This is a genomic window from Amycolatopsis stemonae (assembly GCF_054781455.1).
The window spans coordinates 1-23,069 of record NZ_BAAGUJ010000004.1 but is presented as its reverse complement, the minus strand read 5'-3'; the positions used below and the strand labels follow the sequence as shown (position 1 = coordinate 23,069).

Here is a 23,069-nt window from a genome sequence, read left to right as displayed (position 1 = left end):
TCGCCCGGGCGGGCCTACAGGAGCTTCCAGGCGCGGGTCAGCGTGTCGCGCAGGATCTGCTCCATCTCGTCGAACTCGGCCTGGTCGCAGACGAGCGGCGGCGACAGCTGCACGACCGGCTCGGCGCGGTCGTCGGCGCGGCAGTACAGCCCGGCCTCGAACAACGCGTCCGACAGGAAGCCGCGCAGCACCCGCTCGGATTCCTCGGCGCTGAACGTCTCCTTGGTCGCCTTGTCCTTCACGAGCTCGATGCCGTAGAAGAACCCGGCCCCGCGCACGTCGCCGACGATCGGCAGGTCGGTCAGTTTGTCCAAAGTGGACCGAAAGGCCGCCTCCCGGGAAAGCACGTGCCCGTAGAGGTCTTCCCGCGCGATCAGGTCGAGGTTCGCCAGCGCCACCGCGCAGGAAACCGGGTGGCCGCCGTAGGTCGAGCCGTGCATGAACGTCGTCGACCCGCGGGTGAACGGCTCCATCAGCCGCTCCGAAGCGAGCACCGCGCCCAGCGGCGCGTAGCCGGACGTCAGCCCCTTCGCCGTGGTGATGATGTCCGGCTGGTAGCCGTAGCGCTTGGCGGCGAAGTCGTGGCCGACGCGGCCGAACGCGCAGATCACCTCGTCGGACACCAGCAGGACGTCGTGCCTGTCGCAAATTTCCCGCACGCGCTCGAAGTAGCCCGGCGGCGGGACGAAGCAGCCGCCGGTGTTCTGCACCGGCTCGAGGAACACCGCCGCGACGGTGTCCGCGCCTTCGAACTCGATCGCCTGCTCGATCTGGTCCGCGGCCCAGCGGCCGTAGGCCTCGTAGTCGTCGGCGTGCTCGGTCGCCCGGTAGAAGTTCGTGTTCGGGACGCGCAGCGTGCTCGGCACCAGCGGCTCGAAGTCGGCCTTCGCGCCCGGGATGCCGGTGATCGACAGCGCGCCCTGCGACGTGCCGTGGTAGGCCAGCGCGCGACTGATCACCTTGTGCTTGGCCGGCTTCCCGACCAGCTTGAAGTACTGCTTGGCGAGCTTCCACGCCGTCTCGACCGACTCGCCGCCGCTGACGGTGAAGAACACGCGGTTGAGGTCACCGGGCGAGGCGTCGGCCAGCCGGGCCGCCAGCTCGATCGCCGTCGGGTGCGCGTGACCCCACAGCGGGAAGTACGCGAGTTGCTTGGTCTGCCGCGCGGCGGCCTCGGCGAGTTCCTCGCGGCCGTGGCCGACCTGGACCGCGAACAGGCCGGCGAGCCCGTCCAGGTAGCGCTTCCCGCGGGCGTCCCAGATGTACGGGCCTTCGCCGCGCACGATCACCGGGACGTCGGTGTCGTCGTAGGCGGAGTGGCGGGTGAAGTGCATCCAGAGGTTGCTGCGGGCGGCCTGCGCGAGACCGGAGGCATCGACGGCGGCGCGGTCGGCGGTAGTGGTCATGCCCCGGTTATCGCACGCGTCGACCAGCCATTGCAAGTGATTCAGTCGTATGGCCGATCCTGAGCGACTAATTCAACATCAATTAAGCCACGATACCTTCGGATTTAGTCGTCACACTCAGCGAGTCCCCCACTGGTAGGTCTGCTTCCGCAGCTTGAGGTAGACCATCGCCTCCGCGTGCCGGACGCCGGGCAACGCGCGGATCCGCGTCGAGATCAGCTGGAGCAGCGCCTCGTCGTCGGCGCACACCGCCTCGCAGAGCAGGTCGTAGCGGCCGGCGCAGAGGATCACGTACGCGATTTCGTCCATTTCGGCCAGTGCGTCACCGACCGGCTCCAGCGGGCCGTCGACCGTGATCGCGACCATCGCCTGCCGGAACAGCCCGACCTGCAAGGGATCCGAGACGGCGACGATCTGGATGACCCCGGAGTCCGACAGCCGCTGCACCCGCTGCCGCACCGCGGCCTCCGAGAGGCCGACCGCCTTGCCGATCGTCGCGTACGCGCGCCGCCCGTCTTCCTGGAGCTGCGCGATGATCTGCCGCGAGATGTCGTCGAGCACGGGCGGCGCCGGCCGGCTCGGGGTGTCCTGGCTGCTCACGCCCCGGATCATCCCCGAAGCGGGCAGTGCGGGGCAAACCCTACCCCCTCGTCACAGTCAGTGACTAAATCCGAAGGTTCGGCCGCGTACTGACGACGGATTCAGTCGAGTTTGCGGCGTTGACAACACCGAAACGGTGCTGTTCCATCCGTCGCACCTTGCCCCCGGCCGGAGGGAACGCCCCGTGACCCGCACTCCCGCCCCGCCCGATGCCGACACCGCCGCCGTCCCCGCCGGACGCCGCTCGCTGACCCGTTCCATCGGCGTCGGCGGCGGCACGCTGCTCACGCTCAGCTGCGTGACACCGGCGTCGTCGCTGTTCGTCCTCGTGCCCCCGCTGTTCGCCGACCTCGGCACCGGCACCGCGCTCGCCATCGCCCTGGCCGTGCTCCTCTGCGTCGGGATCGCCTTCTGCTACTCGGAACTCGGCACGCTCGTCCCGAGCGCCGGCGGCGAGTACGCGATGGTGACGACCGTGGCGAACCGGTTCGCGGGCTGGCTGACGTTCGTGGTGGCGTTCATCGTCGTCCTCGTCGTGCCGCCGATCATCGCGATCGGCGTCGCCGACTACCTCGCCGCCGTCGTGGACATCAGCCCCTCGGTCGCCGGGGCGCTCGTGATGCTCGCGTCCACCGTGATGGGCCTGCTGAACCTGCGGTCCAACGCCTGGATCACCGGGATCTTCCTGGTCATCGAGATCGTCGCGATCTTCGTCGTGTCACTGCTCGGGTTCACGCACACCACGCAGAGCCCGGCCGTGCTGGTGAAGCCGAGCCTCGGCACGAGCGGGATCGGGCTGATCGCGGTCGTCGCCGGGCTGGCCGTCGCGCTGTTCGTCGTGCAGGGCTTCAGCACCGCCGTCTACCTCGCCGAGGAGATGCGCGAACCGCGCAGGACCGTGGCCCGCACGGTGTTCTGGACGCTCGGGATCAGCGCGCTGGTCATCCTGGTGCCGGTCGTCGCGATCACCCTCGCCGTGCCGGACACCGCCGCGCTCGCCGGCGTCGACCTCACCGCGCTCGTCACCGGGTGGAGCACCTCGGCGGTCGGCGTCGCGATCAGCCTGTGCATCGCGGCGGCCATCGTGAACGCGGTGATCGTCATGGTCATCCAGAACTCGCGGGTGCTGTACGCCTCGGCGCGCGACCAGGCGTGGCCGACGCCGGTGAACCGCGCGATGAGCGTGGTCAGCGAACGGTTCGGCGCGCCGTGGGTCGCGACGCTCGTGGTCGGGCTCTCCGAAGCCGTTCTCTGCTTCGTGCCGGTGGACACGCTCAGCGGCGTCACCGGGGTCGCCGTCGTGGCGCTGTACCTCAGCGTCGCGGCCGCCGCGCTGCGGGCGCGCCGGGCCGCGCACCGGAAGCCGCACGTGTGGCGGATGCCGGCCTGGCCGGTGATCCCGGTGCTGGCCGTCGCGGCTTTGGCCTACGTCCTGGTCGAGCAGAGCGCGCTCGACCTCGGCATCACCGCGGGCGTGCTGCTGGTTTCGGCGCTGTACTGGTGGGGCTACCTGCGCCGGCGTCCCGAACGCTGGGTCGTGACGGTCCCGCAGGAGTAACTCAGCGCTTCGGGCCCTTCAGCACGCGAAGCAAGGCGACACCCGCGGCCAGCACGGCGGCGACCGAGACCAGGATCCAGATCCAGCCGGGGATGCCGACGTCGACCTTGGCCGGCGCGGCGACGTCCGACTCGGGCGTGGCCGAGGGCGCCGCCGAGCCGGGCGCCGCGGCCGACCGGGAGGCCGCGGTCGTGAGGGTGAAGTGGATGGTGCCCGTGACGTTGTCGCCGTCGTCCGCGATCACCTTCCAGGTCAGCGTGTACGCCTGGGCCGGGCCCGCCGGGACCACGGACGCCGTCACGACCGCGCCCGCCACGGTCGGCGTGGCGACCTTCCACGCCGTGCCGTCGCGGCCGGTGATCTTGAGCGCGTCCGGCGGCAGCGTCACGGGCTCGCCGAAGGTGAGCCGGACCTCGGCCGGCGCGGCGGCGAGGGCGGCGCCTTCGGCGGGTGAGCTGGATTCGAGCTCGGTGTGGGCCGCGGCCGGTCCGGCCAGCACGACCAGGCCGGTGAGGGCGGCGAGAAGGGCTCCGAGCACACGACGCGGCGTCATCCGGACATCCTGCCCTATCCGCCCGTGCAGTGTTCGCGTCCACCCGTGCACCCTGGCCGCGGAGCCCGGCGCTCAGCATGGTCATGGTTCGACCTCGACCCGCCGGGTACCCCGCCCGGTGGCCGCGGTGCACGCGGGGACAACCCGGCTGCACGCGCGGCTCAACCTCCGGGGCCGCCCGGCCGTACTGGTCACCGGCAGGTGGCTCGGCGAGGGGATGGACGGATGCGCGGATCCGGGGTGGTGACCGTGCTGGGACTGGCGCTGGTCACGGCGGCGTGCTCGGCGCCGCGCGCGACTGCGCCGGGCCCGATCGCCGAACCCGAGCCGCCGGCGAAGGCGGCCACGACGGCACCCCCGCCGTCGCCGCCGTGCGACGTCACGACCGGGGCGTGCGTGAGCCTCGCCCGGCGCCTGGCCTGGCTGCTGCGGGACGGCGAGGTCGTCCGCGGCCCGGTCCCGGCCGGGTTCGGGCCGCCCGATCAGACGACGCCGGCCGGCTCGTTCCACGTCGTCTGGAAGGACCGGGAGCACACGAGCAGCGAGTACGGCACGAACATGCCCAACTCGGTGTTCTTCGCCGCCGGCGGCATCGCCTTCCACGCGGGGCCGCTCGACGCGCCGTCGCACGGCTGCGTCCACCTCTCGGACGCCGATTCGGCGGCGTTCTTCGACGGCCTGAACGTCGGGGACGCGGTCCAGGTCCGGTAGTCTCGCTCCCTGTTGGACACCGCCACTGTCGTTTCCCGCCTGCGCGCCGCGGGCTGCGTCTTCGCCGAGGACGAGGCCGAGCTGCTCCTCGCCGCCGCCGCGACCCCCGCCGAGCTCGCCGCCCTGGTCGAGCGCCGGGTCGCCGGGCTGCCGCTGGAGCACCTGCTCGGCTGGGCGGAGTTCCACGGCCTGCGCGTCACGGTGCGGCCCGGGGTGTTCGTGCCGCGGCACCGCACCGAGTTCCTCGTCGACGTCGCCGTCTCGCTCGCGCCGCCGGACCCGGTGGTGCTCGACCTGTGCTGCGGTTCGGGCGCGCTCGGCGCCGCGTTCGCCGCGGCGAAGCACCCGAGTGAGCTGCACGCGGCCGACGTCGACGACGCGTCCGTCGCGTGCGCCCGCGAGAACCTGCCCGGCTTCCGCGTCCACCAGGGCGACCTCTTCGACGCGCTGCCGTCGTCGCTGCGGGGCCGGGTCGACGTTCTCCTGGCGAACGTGCCGTACGTGCCTTCGGACGCCGTCGCGACGATGCCGCCCGAGGCCCGGCTGCACGAACCCCGCACCGCGCTCGACGGCGGGTCGGACGGCCTCGACCTCGCCCGGCGCGTCGCCGCGGGTGCGCCGGGCTGGCTGGCGCCCGACGGGACCGTGCTCGTGGAATCGAGTGCGCGCCAGGCGCCCGTGCTGGCCGCCGTCTTCGCCGAGGCGGGCCTGACGCCGCGCGTGCACGAGTCCGACGAGCTCGGCGCGACGGTCGTCACGGGCACCCGATCTCACGTTCCGGCGGTCCCGGGCGTCTCCGGGGTGTGATCGTGAAACCGTTCGAGCAGATCGTGGCCGAGCACGGGCCGATGGTCCTCCGGGTCTGCCGGGCCGTGCTGGGCCCGGCCGACGCCGAAGACGCCTGGTCGGAGACCTTCCTCTCGGCGCTGAAGGCGTATCCCGAGCTGCCCGCCGACGCGAACGTCCAGGCGTGGCTCGTCACGATCGCGCACCGCAAGGCCATCGACGTCACCCGCGCGAAGGCACGCGGGCCGCTCCCGGTCGGCGAGGTCCCGGACCGGCCCGGCCGCACCGAGGAGCGGGACGGCGACCTGTGGGACGCCCTGGCGAAGCTGCCGGACAAGCAGCGTGCCGCCGTCGCCTACCACTACCTGGCCGGGCTGCCCTACCGCGAGATCGCGGAGATCACCGGGGGCAGCACGGACGCCGCCCGCCGGGCGGCCGCCGACGGCATCAAGGCCTTGCGGGTCACCTATCCCCTGGAAGGAGCGCGCTCATGACGGACCTCTTCGCGACGCTGCCGTCGCCCGACGACGCCACCACCCGCCGCCTGCACGACAAGCTCACCGCCGCCGCATCGCGGGAGGGGCTGCTGGACGTCGCCTACCGGGTCCTCGACTCCCCGGTCGGCCCGCTGCTGCTCGCCGCGACGCCCGAAGGCCTGGTCAAGGTGGCTTTCGCCCGCCAGGACCACGACGCCGTCCTGACCGGCCTGGCCGCCGCCGTCAGCCCGCGGATCCTGCAGGCCCCCGGCAAGCTGGACGCGGTCGCCCGGCAGCTCGACGAGTACTTCGCCGGCGGGCGGCGGGCGTTCGACGTCCCGCTGGACTTCCGGCTGGCCCGCGGGTTCCGGCTGGCCGTGCTGGCGCACCTGCCGGACATCGCCTACGGCCGCACGGAGAGCTACGCCCAGGTCGCGGCGGCCGCGGGCAGCCCGAAGGCGGTCCGCGCGGTCGGCACGGCGTGCGCGCTGAACCCGCTGCCCCTGGTGGTGCCGTGCCACCGGGTCGTGCGTTCGGACGGGTCGTACGGGCAGTACGCGGGCGGCGAGGAAGCCAAGCGGCTGCTGCTCACGCTGGAAGCCGCGTAACCCGATCTCACGTTTCGCCGCGTCGGCGCGTCTACCGGGCATGAGCACTTACGAAAACCGCGTCGCCGCGGCCGACTGGGCCGCGGTGGCCGCCGAGGTCGACGACCACGGCTGCGCGCTGCTGCCCCGGCTGCTCACCCCGGCCGAGTGCGCCCGGCTCGTCCGGATGTGGGACGAGCCGGGGCACTTCCGGGCGACGGTGAACCTGCGGCGTCACCGCTTCGGGGACCACGGCGACTACCACTACTTCGCCGCGCCGTTCCCCGAGCCGGTCGAGCGGTTGCGGCAGGCGCTCTACCCGCGGCTGCTGCCGATCGCCCGCGACTGGTCCGCGCGGCTGGGCCGCGAGGCCGAGTGGCCCTCCACTTTGGACGAGTGGCTGGCCGTCTGCCACGACGCCGGGCAGCGGCGGCCGACGCCGATCCTGCTGCGCTACGAAACCGGCGGCTGGAACGCGCTGCACCGCGACCTCTACGGCGACAAGGTGTTCCCGCTGCAGGTCGTGATCAACCTCAACGACCCGGGTGCCGACCACACGGGCGGCGAGTTCCTGCTGGTCGAGCAGCGGCCGCGGGCCCAGTCGCGCGGCACGTCGACGCTCATCCCGCAGGGCCACGGCCTGGTGTTCACCACGCGCGACCGGCCGGTCCGCTCGGCCCGCGGCTGGTCGGCGGCACCGGTGCGGCACGGCGTGTCGGTGGTGCGTTCGGGGCGGCGGCACACGCTCGGGCTCGTGTTCCACGACGCGACGTGACCGGCCCGGAGCTCGACGCGCTGCTCGGCCTGATCGGCCGGGCGCGGCACATCGTCCTCGGCACCGCGGCCGACCCGGCCTCGCGAGCCGACGGCGAACGGATCGCCGCGGCGTGGGGCGGCCTGGTGCTGGCGACGGTGACGTGGCCGGAGACGGCGGCGTCGTGGCTGCGCCAGGCCCGCCGGTTCGCCGCGCCCGACCCGGACGTCTGGGTCGTCGCCGCGACCCCGGCCGGCTGGGCGTCGATGGTGCGGCGACTGGAGGAATCGACGTCGTGGCGTCCTCATCGGACGGTCGTCACGGCGGCATTGGCGGAGGTCCGGCTGCCCGGCGTGCGCGGCGCGCGGGCGGACGGCAGTACCTGGGAGGACTGATGAAGCACACGGTGGCCGATTCCCCGATCGGCGAACTGACCCTGGTCGGGTCCGGCGAGGTCGTGCGGGGGCTGTATTTCCCGCACCACTGGACGCGGCCGGACCGGACGACGTTCGGCCCGCGCGACGACACGGCGTTTCCGTCGGCCGTCGAGCAGCTGAAGGAGTACTTCGCGGGCCGGCGCCGGGAGTTCGACGTCCCGGTCCTCGCCGAGGGCCCGGCGTTCGAGCAGGCCGTCTGGGCCGAGATCGCGAAGATCCCGTACGGCTCGACGGCGACGTACGGCGAGCTGGCGCGCTCGGTGGGCGCGTTGCCGCACGAGGTCGGCGCGGCCGTCGGGCGGAACCCGCTGAGCATCCTGGTGGCGTGCCACCGGGTCGTCGGCAAGGACGGGAAACTCACGGGTTACGCGGGTGGGGTGAAGCGCAAGCAGTTCCTGCTGGAGCTGGAGCGCCCGCCGGCTTCGGAGAGCGGCCGGCTCTGGTGATCAGACGCGGCCGAGCAGCATCGTCGCGCCGAGGCCGGCCATCGTCACGGCGATGACGACGTCGAGCACCCGCCACGCGACGGGCTTGGCGAACACCCCGGCCAGCCGCTTGGCGCCGAAGCCGAGCGCGCTGAACCAGACGGCACTGGCGACGCCGGCGCCGAGGCCGAACAGCCACCGCCCGTCCCCGTGGGCGACCGCGACGGAGCCGAGCAGCAGGACGGTGTCGAGGTAGACGTGCGGGTTGAGCCAGGTGAAGGCGACGCAGGCGAGCACGGCCTTCCGCAGCGGCGTGCGGTCCTCCCCGACGGTCATGACCGAGGGCCGGAACGCGCGCCGCGCGGCCAACGCCGCGTAGGCCAGCAGGAACAACCCGCCGCCGACCGCGATCACCCCGATCGCGGTGGGCCACCGCCGGAGCACGGCCCCGATCCCGCTCACACCGAGCCCGATGAGCACGAGATCGGAAACGGCACAGATGACGACGAGCGGCGCCACGGCACCCCCGCGCAGGCCCTGCTGCAGCAGGAAGGCGTTCTGCGACCCGATGGCGACGATGAGCGAGAGGCCGGTCCCGAACCCGGCGGCGAGCAGTGGAAGCACGGTTTTACCGTATGCGCGTCCCGGTGCATCACTCCAGCTAAAGATTCTTACGTAACATTAGCGCTCGTGATGTCAGATCTTCCCCTCGACCAGGTCAGGACGCTGCTGGCGGTCGTGGACGAGCACAGCTTCGACGCCGCGGCGGCGGTCCTGCACGTGACGCCGTCGGCGGTGAGCCAGCGGATCAAGGCCCTCGAGCAGCGGACGGGCCGAGTGCTCCTGCTCCGCACGAAGCCGGTGTCGCTCACCTCGTCCGGCCAGGTCCTGGTGCGCTTCGCGCGTTCCCTGGCCCAGCTGGAGCAGGACGCTCTGGCGTCCCTGGGCCTGGGCTCACCGACGCGAACGCTGTCGATCGCGGTGAACGCGGACTCCCTGGCGACGTGGTTCCTCCCGGCCCTCGCCCGGGTCCCGTCGTCGCTCTCGGTGTGTTTCGACCTGCAGCGGGAGGACCAAGACCACACAGCGGCGTTGCTGCGTGAGGGGTTGGTGATGGCGGCTGTGACGGCCTCGCCTCAGCCGGTGCAGGGGTGTTCGTCGATCCGCCTGGGCCGGATGCGCTACCGGGCGATGGCCTCTCCCGCATTTCTTGCCCGCTGGCTGTCCGAGCCACTTCCCGTGTCTCTGCCCGCGGCGCCGGTGATCGTGTTCGACCGGAAGGACGACCTGCAGGACCGATTTCTCCGGGGCCTGACGCGTCGCCGCAACTTCACGTTGGTGCGGCACCACATCCCGGCATCGGAGTCCTTTGTGGACGCAGTGGCTGCCGGGCTCGGGTGGGGCATGGTGCCGGAGATCCAGGCGACGTCCCGCGGCGAGGCGTTGGTGGACCTCGCCTCCGGGCGGCCGTTGGACGTGCCGTTGTACTGGCAGCAGTGGAAGCTGGACTCTCCTGCTTTGTCCGCCGTGGCAAAGGCGGTGGCGGAGGGCGCGAAAGATGCGCTTCGGTGAGTGACACGGCGCACTCGACGAAGTTGGTGAAGCGCGCCGCCGCCGGTGATCCCGGCAACCGGCCGCGCCGCTCGTTCAGCCCCATCGGTTACCTCCCGGTACGGTGAAGGCACGACACCGACCACAAGCACGCGCCGAACCGGAGGAATGGTCCATGCCCCAGCCCGAATTGGCCGCCAAGGATCCTGACAAGGGTTATCTGGCCCTGCTCGGCTGGAGCCTCAACGCGGTCGAAGCCCTCGACCGGTTCGACCGGCGGTACGTCGTCGTCGCGCCGGAGTGGGCCGAGGAGTACTGCGTCGACCACGATATCCCTTACGTGCCTTGGAACTTCGAACGGCTCAACGACCGGTCGCTCGAGATCGCCGAGATCCTCGCCGACCGGGGCGTCGACGTCGCCATCCCGCTCTTCGAAGAGACCGTCGAGTGGGCCGGGGCCATCAACGCCGTGCTGCTCGACAACCCGCGGCTGTTCGGGCAAGCCATGCTGCTGCGGGACAAGTCGTTGATGAAGCGGCGGGCGCAGCTCGGCGGGATCCGGGTCGGGATCTTCGAAGAGGCGCACGACCGCGACGACGTCATCCGCTTCCTCAAGCGGGTCAACCAGACGCTGCTCAAACTGGACGGTGACCCCAACGACCCGATCCACCTCAAGGCCTTCGACAAGGCCGGCTGTCTCGGGCACCGCGTCATCCGCACGCCCGACGAGGTCGACACCATCCCGGACGACGAGTTCCCCGTCCTCATGGAGTCCCACCTCGACGGCTGGGAATTCGCCGTCGAGGCGTGGATCCACAACGGGAAGATCAAGTTCCTCAACATCTCCGAGTACGTCACGCTCGGGTATTCCGTGTTCGTGCCGGCCACTTCGGAGCTCGAGAGGTACCGGCCGCAGATCACCGCGCAGATCGAGAAGCTCATCAAGACCTTCGACATCGAGTTCGGCTTCGTGCACCCGGAGTACTTCGTCACCAGTGACGGCGAAATGTACTTCGGCGAGGTCGCCTACCGGCCGCCGGGGTTCAAGGTCTTCGAGCTGCTCGAACGGGCCTACGGCTTCAACGCCTACCAGGGCCTGGCGCTGGCCTTCGACCCCAAGACGACCGAGGAGGAAATCGACGCCTTCTTCCCGCGCGAGGTCGTCGACGCGACCGGCGTCGCGGGCTGCTTCGGCGTCTATCCGCGCCGGCGGGTCGTCAGCGACCTGCAGATCCCCGAGCAGACGCGGGACGACGACTACTACGAATCCCACGACCTTTCGGCGCCGCTCGAGGAAACGGTCACCAAGCGGACGGCCTTCGGCACCCACTGGGGCCTGCTCTACTTCTTCGGCGACGACGCGTACCGGATGCGCGATCTGCTGAAGGAGCAGGAAGAGTACGACTTCTACGTCTGATGTGGAGGGCGGAGAAGCCCGTGAAACCGACCTCCGGCGCGATGCTGGACAAGCGCGTCGCCGCGCTGGACGATGCCGTCCAGGCCATGGCCGAGACCCGCGACTTCGGCAAGCACACCAAGCTGAGGCGCGTCCTGGAGGCGCTGCGGCGGGTCCTGCTGCTCCCGGGCGGGCCCGCCGCGGTCCAGGCCAGAGCGCAAGCGATCGAAGAAGCCGGCCTGTTCCAGGGCACGGACTGGGCGACTCCCGAGATTCTCGTCCCGGCCCTCGTCGGGCCCGGCCTGCGCAGCGAAAACGGCGACACCGTCGTCATCGAGGCGACCAGCGAACTGCGGATGCTCGCCGTCGCCCGTGGTGACTTCAAGCACCCGACGCTGTCCGCCGAGGACGCGCACCAGTTCCTGTCCCAGGTGCTGGCGATGAACCTGGAGCTGCTGTTCACCCCGCCCAGCGAGGCGGAACGGGTGCGGCAGGGCCGCACCGCGCAGCTGATCCGGGACCTCTTCGGGCACATCGCCGACGAGGTCGGCTACGACAGCGTCCTGGACGAGCTGGTCGACGAGATCTGGCGGATCCTGCGCCAGCGGCCGATCCAGGTCGACCAGGTGTCGTCGCTGATCACGCGCATCGCGGTCTACCGCGGCGACCCGGACGTCGGACTGGGCGCCGCCTCCGGCCAGGGCATCGACCGGCTCATCACCAGCCTGTTCGGCACCACCGAGGCGTGCCGCGAGGACCCGGGCATCGACGTCTTCCGGTCGCGGCTGGAGGCGATGGACGCCGGCGGCCTGCAGTACGAAGCCACCGGGTTCGCCCGGGCGATGCACGACACGGGCCTGGTCTCGCCCTACCACGCGGAGCTGGTGCGGTTCCTGCGCCACGAAAGCGACTACCTGCTCGGCGAGGCGCTCGGCCTGTCCGAAACCGGGCGCAACTGCCTGCTGCGCTACCGCGACCTCGTGCACTGGCTGATCGAGGCGGCCGTGCACCCGCAGACCGCGCAGTGCATCTACGGGCTCGCGCTGCTGCTCGACCGCGGCATCCTCTACGAGCCGCCGGTGGTGCCCGCGCTGTGGCGTCAGCTGGCGCTGGAGCTTTCCCCGGCCGCGCGGGAACGGTTGACGACCGTCTTCGGCGACCAGCCGGGGCCGGAGGCGCGGCTGGTCGCGGGCGTGCTGTCGATGCTGGGGCTGCCGCTGGGCGTCGGGCAGGGCGACAACCCCACCTGCCAGTCGGCCCGCGCGCTGTCGATGTGGGCCTACAACGACCCGGACTACCTGCTGCAGATCGTCGCCTGGGCCGCGCGCGACGACGAGGTCATCATGCACTTCGAGGGCCAGCCGATCTCCTCGAAGGACAGCGCGGCCGGGCTCGCGGCCACGCTGCCGATGGACCTGGACCCGGTGTCGCTGCTCGTGGTGCCGCACCTGGACCGGATCTACGCGGAGATGGGGCGGCGGTGCGCCGGCCGGCCGGGCGACCCGCACCGGTGGGTCAACCCGGAGTTCCACGGCTGGTGGACCGCCCGCGGCTTCCGGATCAACGTCGACGTCGCGACCGGGCAGCTGATCGACCTCGACGAGTTCTACCGGCACTTCCACGCGAGCTACCACCCGACCTACAACGGCGGGCAGCCGCTGATCCACCCGCAGCCGGCCGGGGTCGCCGTCACCGACAGCGCCGCCCGGTACGTCGGCTGGCACGCGATCACGATCCTGCGGGTCGCCCCGGACCCGCAGGAAGTCATGCGCGTGTACTTCTTCAACCCCAACAACGACAGCGGCCAGGACTGGGGTGACGGCGTCGTCGTCTCCACCGCGGGCAACGGCGAGCGGTTCGGCGAGGCGTCGCTGCCGTTCGACCAGTTCGCGTCGCGGCTCTACATCTTCCACGTCGACCCGCTGGAACGCGGGGCGCCGGAGAAGGTGCCCGCCGAGGACGTCACGCGGATCCTGGGCTACGTCGAGCGCAGCTGGGGCGTGGACCGGCTGCCGGGCGGAGAGCTCCAGGCGGCGGGCCCTAGCGTCCCTCCGCCTCCCGGCGAGTGAGGACCAGGGGCGCGTCCTCGGTGACGGCGATCGTGTGCTCGGAGTGGGCCGTGCGCGAGCCGTCGGCCGAGCGGATCGTCCAGCCGTCCGGGTCGTAGACGATCTTGTCGGTCGTCATCGCGAACCACGGCTCCAGCGCCAGCGTGAGGCCCGGCCGGAGCTTCATGCCGCGGCCCGCCTGGCCCTTGTTGGAGACGTGCAGGTCCTCGTGCATGGTGCGGCCGATGCCGTGCCCGCCGAACTCGGTGTTCACCGGGTAGCCGTAGGCGGTGGCGACCGCGTAGATCGCCGCCGAGATGTCGCCGAGGCGGTTGCCGGGGCGGGCCGCGTCGATCGCCGCTTCCAGGGCCTCTTCGGTGGCGCGGACGATCCGCTGGTCCGCTTCGGCCGGCGTGCCGACGATCACCGTGCGCGCCGAGTCGGCCGCCCAGCCGTCGATGCTGACCGCGAGGTCCGCGGTGAGCACGTCGCCGTCGCGCAGGACGTAGTCGTGGGGCAGCCCGTGCAGCACCGCGTCGTTGACCGACAGGCAGATGACGTTGCGGAACGGGCCCTTGCCGAAGGACGGCGCGTAGTCCCAGTAGCACGACTCCGCGCCGCCCCGCTTGATCATGCCGCGCGCGTGGTGCTCCAGGTCCATCAGGTTGACGCCCACGTCGGCGAGCTCGCCGACCGCGGTGAGGATCTCGGCGACGAACCGCCCGGCCACGTGCATGCGGTCGATCTCCGCAGGCGTCTTGAACTCGATCACGAAAACCTCACGTCGGGGATACCGGTATTTCTATACCGACACCGTAGCACGGCGCCGGTATAGAAATACCACTATGCCGGTCACAGCGGCTTGTCGAGGACCGCCTTCAGGTTGGAGAAGGTGTCGATCGAGTACTTGCCGTGGTAGCGCCCCATGCCGCTCTCCCCCACGCCGCCGAACGGCAGGTCGGGGGCGGTCAGGTGGGCGACCGGAAGGCCGAAGCCGACCGCGCCCGACGACGTCTCGGCCAGGATCCGCCGCTTCGTCTCCGCCGAGCCGGTGAACGCGTACAGCGCCAAGGGCTTGTCCCGGCCGGTGATGAACGTCAGGGCGTCGTCCAGGGATTCCACGCGCAGGACCGGCAGGATCGGCCCGAAGATCTCCTCGCCCATTACCGGCGAGTCCGGCGGGACGTCCGCGAGGACGGTCGGCGCGATGTACTTCGCGTCCCGGTCCGTCTGACCGCCGGTCACCACGCGGCCGCTGCCCAGCAGGCCCGACAGCCGGTCGAAGTGCCGGGCGTTGACGATCCGGCCGTACACCGGGCTCCGCGCCGGGTCGTCGCCGAAGCGCTCGCGCAGCACGTCGGCCAGCAGCTTCTCCAGCCGCTCGCCGGTGTCGCCGACGGCCAGCACGTAGTCCGGCGCGACGCACGTCTGGCCGGCGTTCATGAACTTCCCGTGGACGATCCGCTCGGCCACGACACGCAGGTCGACGTCGGTGTCGACGACGACCGGGCTCTTGCCGCCCAGCTCGAGGACGACCGGCGTGAGGTGCTGGGCCGCGGCCGTCATCACGATCCGGCCGACGGTGCCGTTGCCGGTGTAGAAGATGTGGTCGAACCGCTGCGCCAGCAGCTCGGTGGTCTCCGGGACCGCGCCCTCGACGACCGCGACCGCCGAAGTGTCCAAATAGGACGGGACGTGCCGCGCGATCGCGGCCGACACCGTCGGCGCCAGCTCGCTCGGCTTGACGACGGCGGCGTTGCCCGCGGCCAGCACGCCGACCAGGGGTGCCAGCACGAGGTGCAGCGGGTAGTTCCACGGGCCGATGACCAGGGCGACGCCGAGCGGCTCCCGCACGACCCGGCCGGCCCCGGGCAGCAGGTACCGCGGCAGTGGCGCGTCTTCCGGCGCGACCCACGCGTCGAGGTGGTCCAGGGTGTGGTCGATTTCGTTGGTGACGAAGGTGATCTCGGCACTGCGGGCTTCGGCCGCGTTCTTGCCCAGGTCGGCGTGCAGCGCCGCGAGGAAGTCGTCGGCCTGCTCGGTCAGCATCGCCCGCAGCGCGGTCAGCTGGGCGCGCCGCCAGTCGAGGGGCTTGGTCACGCCGGACGAAAACGTCGTGCGCAGGCGCGAAACGACGTCGGGGACGGAACTCATCGGGTTACCTCCGGGGCAGCCATTCGGCGCGGCCGGAGCCGCGGGGCACGAGGATCGTGGAGTACGCACCGGGGGTCTCGGACATCCGGACCTGGTCCGTGACGCCCTGGTAGTGCCCCAGCGGCGTCTCGGCGGTGAACGTCTCCGGGTCGAGGTAGGCGTGCCGCCCGCCGGTGCCGGCCACCGAACGGGCGTAGTCCTTGTCGAAGACGCCGAGGCTGATGATCCACAACGCGATGCGCGTCAGGGAGATGTGGACGCGGTAGCTGCCGCCTTCGGTGGCGCGGCGCATCAGCGCGGCGCAGATGCCCGCCGTGGCCAGCCACGGGACGAGGTAGTCGTTCACCACGCCGATGTGCGGCAGCACGGGCTGGTCGGGCGAGCCTTCCAGGGTCATCATCCCGGCGACGCAGCCCGCGGTCTGGTCGAACCCGACCCGCGTCGCCCACGGGCCGCGCTCGCCGTGCAGCGAGACGGTCGTGTGGATGATGCCGGGCCGGATCTCCGCGGCCCGCTGCGGCGAAAGTCCCAGCCCGGAAACGAACCCGGGGCGGCGGTTGGCGTAGAAGACGTCGGCGCCGCGCAGCAGCTCGTGCACCTTCGCCGGATCGTTGAGGTAGTCCACTGTGGCCGACCGGACCCCGACGTTCGCCGTCGTGTAGACGACCGGGTTCTCCCATTCCGACGGCCGCCACAGGTTCAGCGCGTCGCCGCCGTGCAGGGCCAGGGACCGGCCGATCGCCGCGCCCGCGATGACGTGGCCCATGCCGAGCGCGCGGATCCCGTCGAGCGGTTGCGCGGCGCCTTCGGGCAACGGCTCCGGGGCCGAGTCACCGATCTTCTCGAGCTCGATCAGCGGGAGGCCGGCCAGCACGTCGCGGTACTGCCGGGTCTCCAGGAACTCCTCGGTGCCGCGGACCATCGGCATCACGACACCCGCGTCGGCGCCGGCTTCCTCCAGCTCGGCGGCGTCCCAGCGCGCGATGGCGGCGGCGATCGCCGTGACGTCGTCGTAGGTGCGGAGCAGCTTGAGGGTCCTGGACTTCAGCTTCGGGTAGATGTTCAGCGGCATCACCCAGCGGCCGTCGCCCGCGCGGTAGAACTTCAGCGACAGCGGGCTGGCGGGGTCGGCCGTGTTGGTCGGCGGGAGGCCGTTGAGCAGCTCCCACTTCTTGTCGTAGAACGGGCACAGCCGGTGCGGCGCCGTCCGCAGGTCCGTGGCGATGTCCTGGCCGGGACCGCCGCGGTGGCGCCACACCGCGGCCAGCGCCACGGACTTCGCGACCAGCCCGATCGCCGGGGCCGCACCGAGCCGCACGGCACTCGGCACGACCGGGTCCGCGCCGGTGAACTCGACGCGGCCGCCGGAGTCCTTTTCGGACAGTCCGACGTCGGACAGCACCTCGTTGAGCGCCGCGTGGATGTCGAAGTCGTCTTCGGCGGAGATCGGGTTCGCCAGCGCGGCGCGGATCCGGTCGGTGACGCTCATCGGCCCAGCGCCTTCATCAGGGCGATCTGCGCGGTGTCACGGGCTTCCGCCAGTTCGGCGATGGTCCCGCCGAAGTCCGACGCCTGCTCGCTGAGCAGCTCGACCGTGGCCTCGTCGAGGTCCGGCGTGCCGAGCTGGCCCCAACGCTTGCGCAGGCCCGGGCCGAGGTGCTCCAGGAAGTGCGGCAGCCCGCCGGGGCCGCCGCCGAGGTGGAAGCTCAGGAACGGCCCGCTCACCGCCCACCGCTGCCCGAGCGAGGACGTGACGACCTCGTCGAGCTGCTGCTCGGTGACCACACCCTCGGCGACCAGGTGCACGCACTCGCGGAAGATCGCGGCCTGCAGCCGGTTCGCGACGAACCCGGGCACCTCCTTGGCCAGCACGATCGGTTTCTTGCCCAGGCCGCGGTAGAACTCGACGGCCCGCGCCACGACTTCCGGCGCCGTCCGCTCGCCGGGCACGACCTCGACCAGCGGGATCAGGTGCGGCGGGTTGAACGGGTGCCCCACCAGGAGCCGTTCCGGCCGCTTCAGCGCGACCGCGATGTCCGTGGCCGGGATCCCGGACGTCGAGGTGAGCAGCAGCGCGTCCGCCGGCGTGTGCTCTTCGATGGTGGTCCAGATCCGGTGCTTGAGCTCCAGGCGTTCCGGGCCGTTCTCCTGCACGACGTCGGCGTCGGCGACCGCCTGGGCCAGATCGGGCTGGAAGGTCACGGCGAGGTCGGTGGGCAGCCCGAGCTCCCGCAGCGCCGGGGTCAGCTCGGCGAGGCCGGCCCGCACGGTGGCCTCGATGCCGGGCGCGGGGTCGCTGACGACGACGTCCAGCCCGTGCGCGGCCATCAGGCCCGCCCAGGAGACGCCGATGACCCCGCCGCCGACGATGGTCGCCTTCATGCCTGCTCCCCCGCGAGGTAGTCGTGCACGGCCGCGGCCCGGCCGAGCGTGAGGTCGGTGAGGATGTGGCTCGCCGACACGATCTCCAGCACGGGGAGGTCGGCGAGCGGGGCCAGCGCGTGCGGCACGAGGTGCAGCCGGGCCGGCCCGGTCCAGGCGCCCTTGATGGTGAGGTCCGAGATCCGGCTGCGCGCCAGCTCGCAGATCCGCGGCTTCCCGTCGTAGCCGGGGACGATCTTGAGCATGTACGTCGGGGCGGTCAGCTCGGCACGCGCGTCCGCTTCGGCCAGTTCGCGGTGCTTGTACCCCATGGTGGCCAGCGCGACCCGGACCGAGCCGTAGTCCAGGGTGCCGACCAGGGTGTCGGAGTCGGCGAAGAGCCGAGGCTTCCCGAGCTTCTTCGGGTAGGCGGCGACTTCGCGGCCGCTGGCGATGGCGGGGTGGCTGTCGACGTACATCCCGAGCGTGAACTCCCCCGGCTCCCCGCCGTGGGTGACCATCGCAACCTGCCCGGACTCGGTGTAGTCGCCGAGGCCGGTGACGTCCGGCATCCGCATCACCTCGAACCGCACGAGCGGTTCGGGGACTTCGAGGGGCTCGGGCACCAGGGCCCGCAGCGCCGTGGGATCGGTGCGGTAGGTGATGTTCAGGTACTGCCGGTCGGTGAACCGGTAGGGCCCGCGGGGGAAGGCCGGCGCGGAAAGCGGCGTGGTGACCTGGCGGAGAACCTCGTCCTCACGCATGGGCGGCGTCCAAGATCACGATCGCAACCTACCTCCGGACCGCGCGAGCCGCATCAGCTGCCGGGGAAGTCCCCCACCCCGTGTTCGGCCAGGTCGAACGCCTCGTCGATGACCGCGACCTGCTCGCGCCGGACGACCTCGGCGTCGTCGCCGGCCACGATCCGGGTCATCGCGTGCGAGAACACCGTCGCGATCGCCGTCGTCAGCAGGCCCGCCACCATCCGGGACCGGAACGCGTTCCCGGTCTCCTCGGTGAGCACCTCCGTGATCGCCTGGGCGATTTCCCGTTCCTGCTCGAACCACCGGGCCATCAGCGCGGGGCTGGACGTCAGCACCCACCAGAACCCGGGACCGCCGGCGATCGCGCCCGAGAGCGGGTGCCCGGCGGCCAGCAGCTCGTGCTGGTGCCGGCGCAGCGCGGCGGCGGCCGACACGCCTTCCGGCCGGGACCGCACGACCTCGGTCAGCTCGGCGAGCCGGTCCGCGTGGCGGTCCAGGAAGAGGTCTTCCTTGCGGGGGAAGTAGTTGAACACGGTCATCTTCGAGACGCCCGCGGCTTCGGCCACTTCCGCCACCGTCACGTTCTCGAAGCCGCGCTGGATGAACAGCCCGGTGGCGACGTTCGAGATCAGCTCTCTGGTCGCCTGCTTCTTCCGCTCGCGCAGTCCGTGATCCGCCATGAGCCGAGAGTATAGACTGAGCACAAAGTTTGACTCGGTAAAAGTTCTGCGGCACCATCGGAGCCATGAACTGGGATGTGGTGATCTCCGGGGGCGGGCCGGTCGGGTTGATGCTGGCCTGCGAACTCCGGCTCAGGAACGTGGACGTGCTCGTCGTCGAGCGGCTGACCGAACCGGACCGGACGATCAAGGCCGGATCCGTCAACCTCACGACGGCCGAAGCCTTCTACCGCCGCGGCTTGCTGCCCGCGGTGGACGAGGTCGTGCAGCAGAACTTCGAGAAGATCCAGGAGTTCCTCAAGTCCCGCGGCGGGGGCGGGCCGAAGCCCGCGATGCCGGTGGGGCACTTCGCGGGGATCATGGTCGCCTCGCACGGCGTCCACTTCGACGACCCGGCCTTCCGCGACGTCGGGCCGGCGGCCCGGGTGGTCGTGATCCAGCAGCAGGCCGTCGAGGCGATCCTCGCCGCGCGCGCCGCCGAGCTGGGCGTCGAACTCCGGCGGGGCGTCGAGGTGACCGGGTTCGACGCCGAAGCCGACGGCGTGACCGTGCGGCTGTCGGACGGCGACCCCGTGCGCGCCGGCTGGCTCGTCGGCTGCGACGGCGGCCGCAGCTTCGTCCGCAAGGCGGCCGGGTTCGACTTCCCCGGGACCGGCCCGGCCATCACCGGGCGGCAGGCGCTCGCCGAGCTGACCGGCGCCGAAGTGCTGCCGGGCGGCTGGCAGCACGGCAACGACGGGCTCTACGTCCACGGGCCGATGCCCGGCCGGATGCTCACCGTCGAGTTCGACGGGCCGCCGGAGGACCGCGAGGCCCCGATCACCGCGCAGGAGATCGAAGACAGCTTCCGGCGCGTCTCCGGCGCGGACATCCGCGTGACCAAGATCCACAGCGCGACGCGCTTCACCGACAACGCACGGCAGGCGACCACCTACCGCAAGGGCCGGGTGCTGCTGGCCGGCGACGCCGCGCACGTCCACTCGCCCTTCGGCGGGCAGGGGCTCAACCTCGGCATCGGCGGCGCGGTCAACCTCGGCTGGAAGCTCGCCGCGACCGTCCACGGCACGGCGCCGGACGGCCTGCTCGACACCTACACCGACGAGCGGCACCCGATCGGCGAGTGGGTCCTCGAGTGGACGCGCGCGCAGGTCGCCCTGATGCGCAGCGACGTCCGGACGAAGGCGCTGCGCCAGGTCGTCACCGATCTCCTGCTCACCGACGACGGCGCGACCTACCTGGCGAAGAAGCTCTCCGGGGTCCTGCACCGGTACCCGCTCGAGGGCGAGCACGACCTCACCGGCCGGGGCGCGCCCGACTTCGAGTTCGCCGACGGCACCCGGCTCGGCGAGCACCTCCAGGACGGCAGGGCACTGCTGCTCGACCTCGCCGACGACGCCGGGCTGCGCGAAACGGTGGCCGGCCTGGCCGGCCGGGTCGGGGTGCTGACCGCCAAGAGCGTCGGCGAAGAGGCCCTGACAGGCGTCCTGGTCCGGCCGGACGGCTACATCGCGTGGGCTCGCGAAGACGGTTCGGCGACCGGCCTCGACACGGTGCTGCGCCGGTGGTTCGGCGAGCCCGCCTGATGACCGGACGGGGGCGCGCCGCCACGGCGCGCCCCCGAAAACCTCAGTAGGCGACCGCGAACGCGTGGCTCATCGCGTCGTTGTGCGTCGCGGCCGAACCGGCCGCGTCCGGCAGGCCGCTCGCCGCCAGCTGGACCGCGCCCGTCGACCCGCTCAGCCAGTCAGTCTTCACGTAGAAGTTGAACTTCGGCACGCAGCCGTTGCCCGTGGCCGCCGCGAAGTGCGTGTTGAGCGGGACGACCAGGTGGTGGACGTCGCGGCGCACGACCGCCGTCACGCTCGAGGACGCATCCGACTTGCACAGCGTGCCGTCGGCCTTCCACTGGTTGACGAACAACGTCACGCGCGCCGTCATCTCGTTCACCGGGCAGTCGTAGTTCGCCGGTTCCGGGTAGCAGGCCATGAGTTCCATGTCGCCGAAGACGCTGAGCCCGGTCACCGGCGCCGTCTCGAAGATCTCCGTGCCCGGCTCGCGGACCGTCTTCGCCGACGAGTTCAGGGCGATGACGCGCCCGGACGGCGTGTCCCCGTCGTCGGCCTGGGGCGGCGTGCCGGCGGTGGTGTTCGCGACGCTGGTGTCGGCGAACTTCAGCTCGCCGCTCACCAGGCGCACGGTCGAGGTCCCGAGCCCGAGGTTCGCGCTGCGCAGGTAGGTCGTGCAGGTGACCGTGCCGGCCGCGCCGGGGTGCACCAGGAACCGGGTCGTGACGCCGATGTCGCGCAGCGACGCCGGGGCGTCGGCGCTCGCGATCAGGACGTTCTGGCCGAGCACCTCGTTCTTCGTCCAGCCGCTGGTGCTCGCGCAGCGGACCTCGTTGTCGATCAACGTCGTGTTCGACGCGTTGTTCGCGCGCAGCGTCGAGTAGACGTACGCGGTCTGGTTCGCCGTCATGGACAGCTGGACCGAGCCCAGCGCCGCCACGTACTGGGTCTCGTGCGGCGAGGTCACCGTGCGCGGGGTGAACGTCACCGCCGTCGCCGCCTGGGCCGCGCCCGCCGTGCCGAGCAGCCCCGCGAACGTGGCCGCGCAGGCCAAAGCCGCGGCGAAGATCCTGCGTTTCATCGAAATCCCCTCGAAAGAAGTGGGTTCGTCCGGAATGATCACCGGCCGGAACCGATTCTGGCGCGGGCACGGCGCGACCGGACCGGTCGGTAGCGGACATTGACCGGAGGTGGACACCCGCATGGCCGAACTGTTCCCGCTGAACGAGCCCGACGCCCAGGGGCTGCTCGACGTCGGCGACGGGCACCGGATCCATTGGGAGACCAGCGGCAACCCGGCGGGCAAACCCGCGGTCGTGCTGCACGGCGGGCCCGGCCAGGGCAGCACCCCGGGCATGCGGCGGGTGTTCGACCCGGCCCGCTACCGGGTGGTGCTGCTCGACCAGCGCGGCTGCGGCCGGAGCGTCCCGCACGCGACGACGTCCGTGCGGGACAACACCACCGACCACCTGGTCGCGGACCTGGAGAAGCTGCGCGAACACCTGGGCATCGAGCGCTGGCTGGTCACCGGCGGCTCGTGGGGCACGACGCTGGCGCTGGTGTACGCCGAACGCTTCCCCGAACGAGTGACCGAACTCGTGCTGAGCGCGATCAGCACCACGCGCCGCTCCGAGATCGACTGGCTTTACCGTGGTGTGGGCCGCTTCTTCCCCGAGGAGTGGGCGCGCTTCACGCTGGGCGCCGAAGACGACGTTGCCGCGTATGCGCAGCTGATGTCCTCGCCGGATCCCTCGGTCCGGGACCGGGCGGCGGCCGCGTGGTGGCGGTGGGAGAACGTGGTCCTGTCACTGGAACCCGGCGCCGCCCCGGTGACCGAGGAACCGGTCGACGACGCGACGCGCGCGTTCGTCACCCTCACCACGCACTACTACGCGAACGCGGGCTGGCTCGAGGAAGGCGCGGTGATCCGGGACGCCGGCCGGCTGGCCGGCATCCCGGGCGTGCTGATCCACGGCCGCCTCGACCTGAGCTGCCCGGTCACCACGGCGGTGGAACTGGCCGAAGCGTGGCCGGGCGCGGAGTTGTTCGTCGACGACCACTCCGGGCACCGCGGCAGCGACGTCAAGCGCGACTGGAAGCTCGCGGCCCTGGACCGCTTCGCGGGTTAGCTGTACTGCCCTGTGAGGTTGGGGACGCGGCTGACCGGTGGGCGGCCTGCGAGCGCGGTGTGTCCGCGGTGGTGATTGTAGATATGCAGCCATCGCGGTAGCGCTGCCCGGCGTTCGGTGTCGGTGCG

At 71.6% G+C, this 23,069-nt stretch carries 24 protein-coding genes and 1 pseudogene; 13 read left to right on the top strand and 12 right to left on the bottom strand.

What is annotated here, in order from left to right; translation table 11 throughout:
- Positions 1-14 precede the first annotated feature (14 nt).
- Together ACYVLJ_RS15930 and ACYVLJ_RS15925 are read right to left on the bottom strand one after the other, a co-directional pair.
- Complete coding sequence (locus ACYVLJ_RS15930) at positions 15-1,406, bottom strand: aspartate aminotransferase family protein (RefSeq protein ID WP_460439158.1); 1,392 nt, start codon at positions 1,404-1,406, stop codon at positions 15-17.
- 117 nt (positions 1,407-1,523) lie between these two features.
- Positions 1,524-2,018 (bottom strand): Lrp/AsnC family transcriptional regulator, encoded by a 495-nt coding sequence (locus ACYVLJ_RS15925; protein WP_451985980.1) that lies wholly within the window; start codon positions 2,016-2,018, stop codon positions 1,524-1,526.
- A 172-nt stretch (positions 2,019-2,190) separates the two neighbouring features.
- Here ACYVLJ_RS15925 and ACYVLJ_RS15920 point away from each other — a divergent pair, with 172 nt between their 5' ends.
- Positions 2,191-3,564 carry an APC family permease gene (locus ACYVLJ_RS15920; protein ID WP_460439157.1) on the top strand — a complete coding sequence of 458 codons (1,374 nt, stop codon included), beginning with the start codon at positions 2,191-2,193 and terminating at the stop codon, positions 3,562-3,564.
- Position 3,565: 1 nt separating this feature from the next.
- Here ACYVLJ_RS15920 and ACYVLJ_RS15915 read toward each other — a convergent pair whose 3' ends face one another.
- Entirely contained in the window at positions 3,566-4,117 is a 552-nt protein-coding gene (locus tag ACYVLJ_RS15915; protein WP_460439156.1) for a copper resistance CopC family protein, read from the bottom strand.
- A 225-nt stretch (positions 4,118-4,342) separates the two neighbouring features.
- Between ACYVLJ_RS15915 and ACYVLJ_RS15910 the strand changes: the two genes are divergently transcribed.
- The 7 genes from ACYVLJ_RS15910 to ACYVLJ_RS15880 are packed head-to-tail and all read left to right on the top strand — an operon-like array spanning position 4,343 to position 8,314.
- Positions 4,343-4,828 carry a L,D-transpeptidase gene (locus ACYVLJ_RS15910; protein ID WP_460439155.1) on the top strand — a complete coding sequence of 162 codons (486 nt, stop codon included), beginning with the start codon at positions 4,343-4,345 and terminating at the stop codon, positions 4,826-4,828.
- Between the two features lie 12 nt (positions 4,829-4,840).
- Positions 4,841-5,635, top strand: coding sequence for a class I SAM-dependent methyltransferase (locus ACYVLJ_RS15905; protein WP_460439154.1), 795 nt, complete (start codon positions 4,841-4,843; stop codon positions 5,633-5,635).
- Positions 5,632-6,108 carry an RNA polymerase sigma factor gene (locus ACYVLJ_RS15900; RefSeq protein ID WP_460439153.1) on the top strand — a complete coding sequence of 159 codons (477 nt, stop codon included), beginning with the start codon at positions 5,632-5,634 and terminating at the stop codon, positions 6,106-6,108. Before ACYVLJ_RS15905 ends, ACYVLJ_RS15900 begins: the two co-directional genes overlap by 4 nt.
- Positions 6,105-6,698 (top strand): methylated-DNA--[protein]-cysteine S-methyltransferase, encoded by a 594-nt coding sequence (locus ACYVLJ_RS15895; RefSeq protein ID WP_460439152.1) that lies wholly within the window; start codon positions 6,105-6,107, stop codon positions 6,696-6,698. Before ACYVLJ_RS15900 ends, ACYVLJ_RS15895 begins: the two co-directional genes overlap by 4 nt.
- 40 nt (positions 6,699-6,738) lie before the next feature.
- Entirely contained in the window at positions 6,739-7,452 is a 714-nt protein-coding gene (locus tag ACYVLJ_RS15890) for a 2OG-Fe(II) oxygenase (RefSeq protein ID WP_451985994.1), read from the top strand.
- Positions 7,449-7,826, top strand: coding sequence for a type 1 periplasmic-binding domain-containing protein (locus tag ACYVLJ_RS15885; RefSeq protein ID WP_460439151.1), 378 nt, complete (start codon positions 7,449-7,451; stop codon positions 7,824-7,826). Before ACYVLJ_RS15890 ends, ACYVLJ_RS15885 begins: the two co-directional genes overlap by 4 nt.
- On the top strand, positions 7,826-8,314 hold the full coding sequence (locus tag ACYVLJ_RS15880; RefSeq protein ID WP_451985998.1) for a methylated-DNA--[protein]-cysteine S-methyltransferase: 489 nt from the start codon (positions 7,826-7,828) through the stop codon (positions 8,312-8,314). The genes ACYVLJ_RS15885 and ACYVLJ_RS15880 overlap by 1 nt, the downstream gene beginning before the upstream one ends.
- Here the strand turns inward: ACYVLJ_RS15880 and ACYVLJ_RS15875 are convergent, their stop codons facing one another.
- Positions 8,315-8,917, bottom strand: a complete 603-nt coding sequence (locus tag ACYVLJ_RS15875; RefSeq protein ID WP_460439150.1) for a LysE/ArgO family amino acid transporter — start codon at positions 8,915-8,917, stop codon at positions 8,315-8,317.
- A gap of 69 nt (positions 8,918-8,986) precedes the next feature.
- Here ACYVLJ_RS15875 and ACYVLJ_RS15870 point away from each other — a divergent pair, with 69 nt between their 5' ends.
- The 3 genes from ACYVLJ_RS15870 to ACYVLJ_RS15860 all read left to right on the top strand — a co-directional run bounded on the left by ACYVLJ_RS15870 (position 8,987) and on the right by ACYVLJ_RS15860 (position 13,309).
- On the top strand, positions 8,987-9,865 hold the full coding sequence (locus ACYVLJ_RS15870; protein ID WP_460439149.1) for a LysR family transcriptional regulator ArgP: 879 nt from the start codon (positions 8,987-8,989) through the stop codon (positions 9,863-9,865).
- Between the two features lie 154 nt (positions 9,866-10,019).
- A complete protein-coding gene (locus tag ACYVLJ_RS15865) occupies positions 10,020-11,261 on the top strand; it encodes an ATP-grasp domain-containing protein (RefSeq protein WP_460439148.1) in 1,242 nt (413 codons plus the stop codon).
- Between the two features lie 20 nt (positions 11,262-11,281).
- Complete coding sequence (locus tag ACYVLJ_RS15860; RefSeq protein WP_460439147.1) at positions 11,282-13,309, top strand: hypothetical protein; 2,028 nt, start codon at positions 11,282-11,284, stop codon at positions 13,307-13,309.
- On the opposite strand, the gene map is transcribed toward ACYVLJ_RS15860, so the two are convergent.
- From map to ACYVLJ_RS15830, 6 genes are all read right to left on the bottom strand, one after another.
- Entirely contained in the window at positions 13,281-14,060 is a 780-nt protein-coding gene (map, locus tag ACYVLJ_RS15855; RefSeq protein WP_460439146.1) for a type I methionyl aminopeptidase, read from the bottom strand. The two genes, ACYVLJ_RS15860 and map, sit on opposite strands and share 29 nt — an antisense overlap.
- Before the next feature lie 80 nt (positions 14,061-14,140).
- Positions 14,141-15,442 (bottom strand): aldehyde dehydrogenase family protein, encoded by a 1,302-nt coding sequence (locus tag ACYVLJ_RS15850; protein WP_460439145.1) that lies wholly within the window; start codon positions 15,440-15,442, stop codon positions 14,141-14,143.
- 4 nt (positions 15,443-15,446) lie between these two features.
- The gene (locus ACYVLJ_RS15845; protein ID WP_460439144.1) at positions 15,447-16,931 is read right to left on the bottom strand and encodes a CoA transferase family protein; all 1,485 of its coding nucleotides are present in this window, start codon (positions 16,929-16,931) and stop codon (positions 15,447-15,449) included.
- On the bottom strand, positions 16,928-17,824 hold the full coding sequence (locus ACYVLJ_RS15840) for a 3-hydroxyacyl-CoA dehydrogenase family protein (RefSeq protein WP_460439143.1): 897 nt from the start codon (positions 17,822-17,824) through the stop codon (positions 16,928-16,930). Before ACYVLJ_RS15840 ends, ACYVLJ_RS15845 begins: the two co-directional genes overlap by 4 nt.
- Positions 17,821-18,567: an acetoacetate decarboxylase gene (locus ACYVLJ_RS15835; RefSeq protein WP_460439142.1), complete on the bottom strand. Its 747-nt coding sequence runs from the start codon at positions 18,565-18,567 to the stop codon at positions 17,821-17,823. The genes ACYVLJ_RS15840 and ACYVLJ_RS15835 overlap by 4 nt, the downstream gene beginning before the upstream one ends.
- Before the next feature lie 53 nt (positions 18,568-18,620).
- Positions 18,621-19,247, bottom strand: coding sequence for a TetR/AcrR family transcriptional regulator (locus ACYVLJ_RS15830; RefSeq protein WP_451986020.1), 627 nt, complete (start codon positions 19,245-19,247; stop codon positions 18,621-18,623).
- Positions 19,248-19,312: 65 nt separating this feature from the next.
- Here ACYVLJ_RS15830 and ACYVLJ_RS15825 point away from each other — a divergent pair, with 65 nt between their 5' ends.
- On the top strand, positions 19,313-20,830 hold the full coding sequence (locus ACYVLJ_RS15825) for an FAD-dependent monooxygenase (RefSeq protein WP_460439141.1): 1,518 nt from the start codon (positions 19,313-19,315) through the stop codon (positions 20,828-20,830).
- Positions 20,831-20,873: 43 nt separating this feature from the next.
- Here ACYVLJ_RS15825 and ACYVLJ_RS15820 read toward each other — a convergent pair whose 3' ends face one another.
- Positions 20,874-21,893: a hypothetical protein gene (locus tag ACYVLJ_RS15820; protein ID WP_451986024.1), complete on the bottom strand. Its 1,020-nt coding sequence runs from the start codon at positions 21,891-21,893 to the stop codon at positions 20,874-20,876.
- Positions 21,894-22,014: 121 nt separating this feature from the next.
- Between ACYVLJ_RS15820 and pip the strand changes: the two genes are divergently transcribed.
- Positions 22,015-22,941: an alpha/beta hydrolase family protein gene (gene pip, locus ACYVLJ_RS15815; protein WP_460439140.1), complete on the top strand. Its 927-nt coding sequence runs from the start codon at positions 22,015-22,017 to the stop codon at positions 22,939-22,941.
- On the opposite strand, the pseudogene ACYVLJ_RS15810 reads toward pip, so the two are convergent.
- Positions 22,938-23,069: pseudogene (locus tag ACYVLJ_RS15810) on the bottom strand (IS481 family transposase); the annotation flags it as partial. The gene pip and the pseudogene ACYVLJ_RS15810 sit on opposite strands and share 4 nt — an antisense overlap.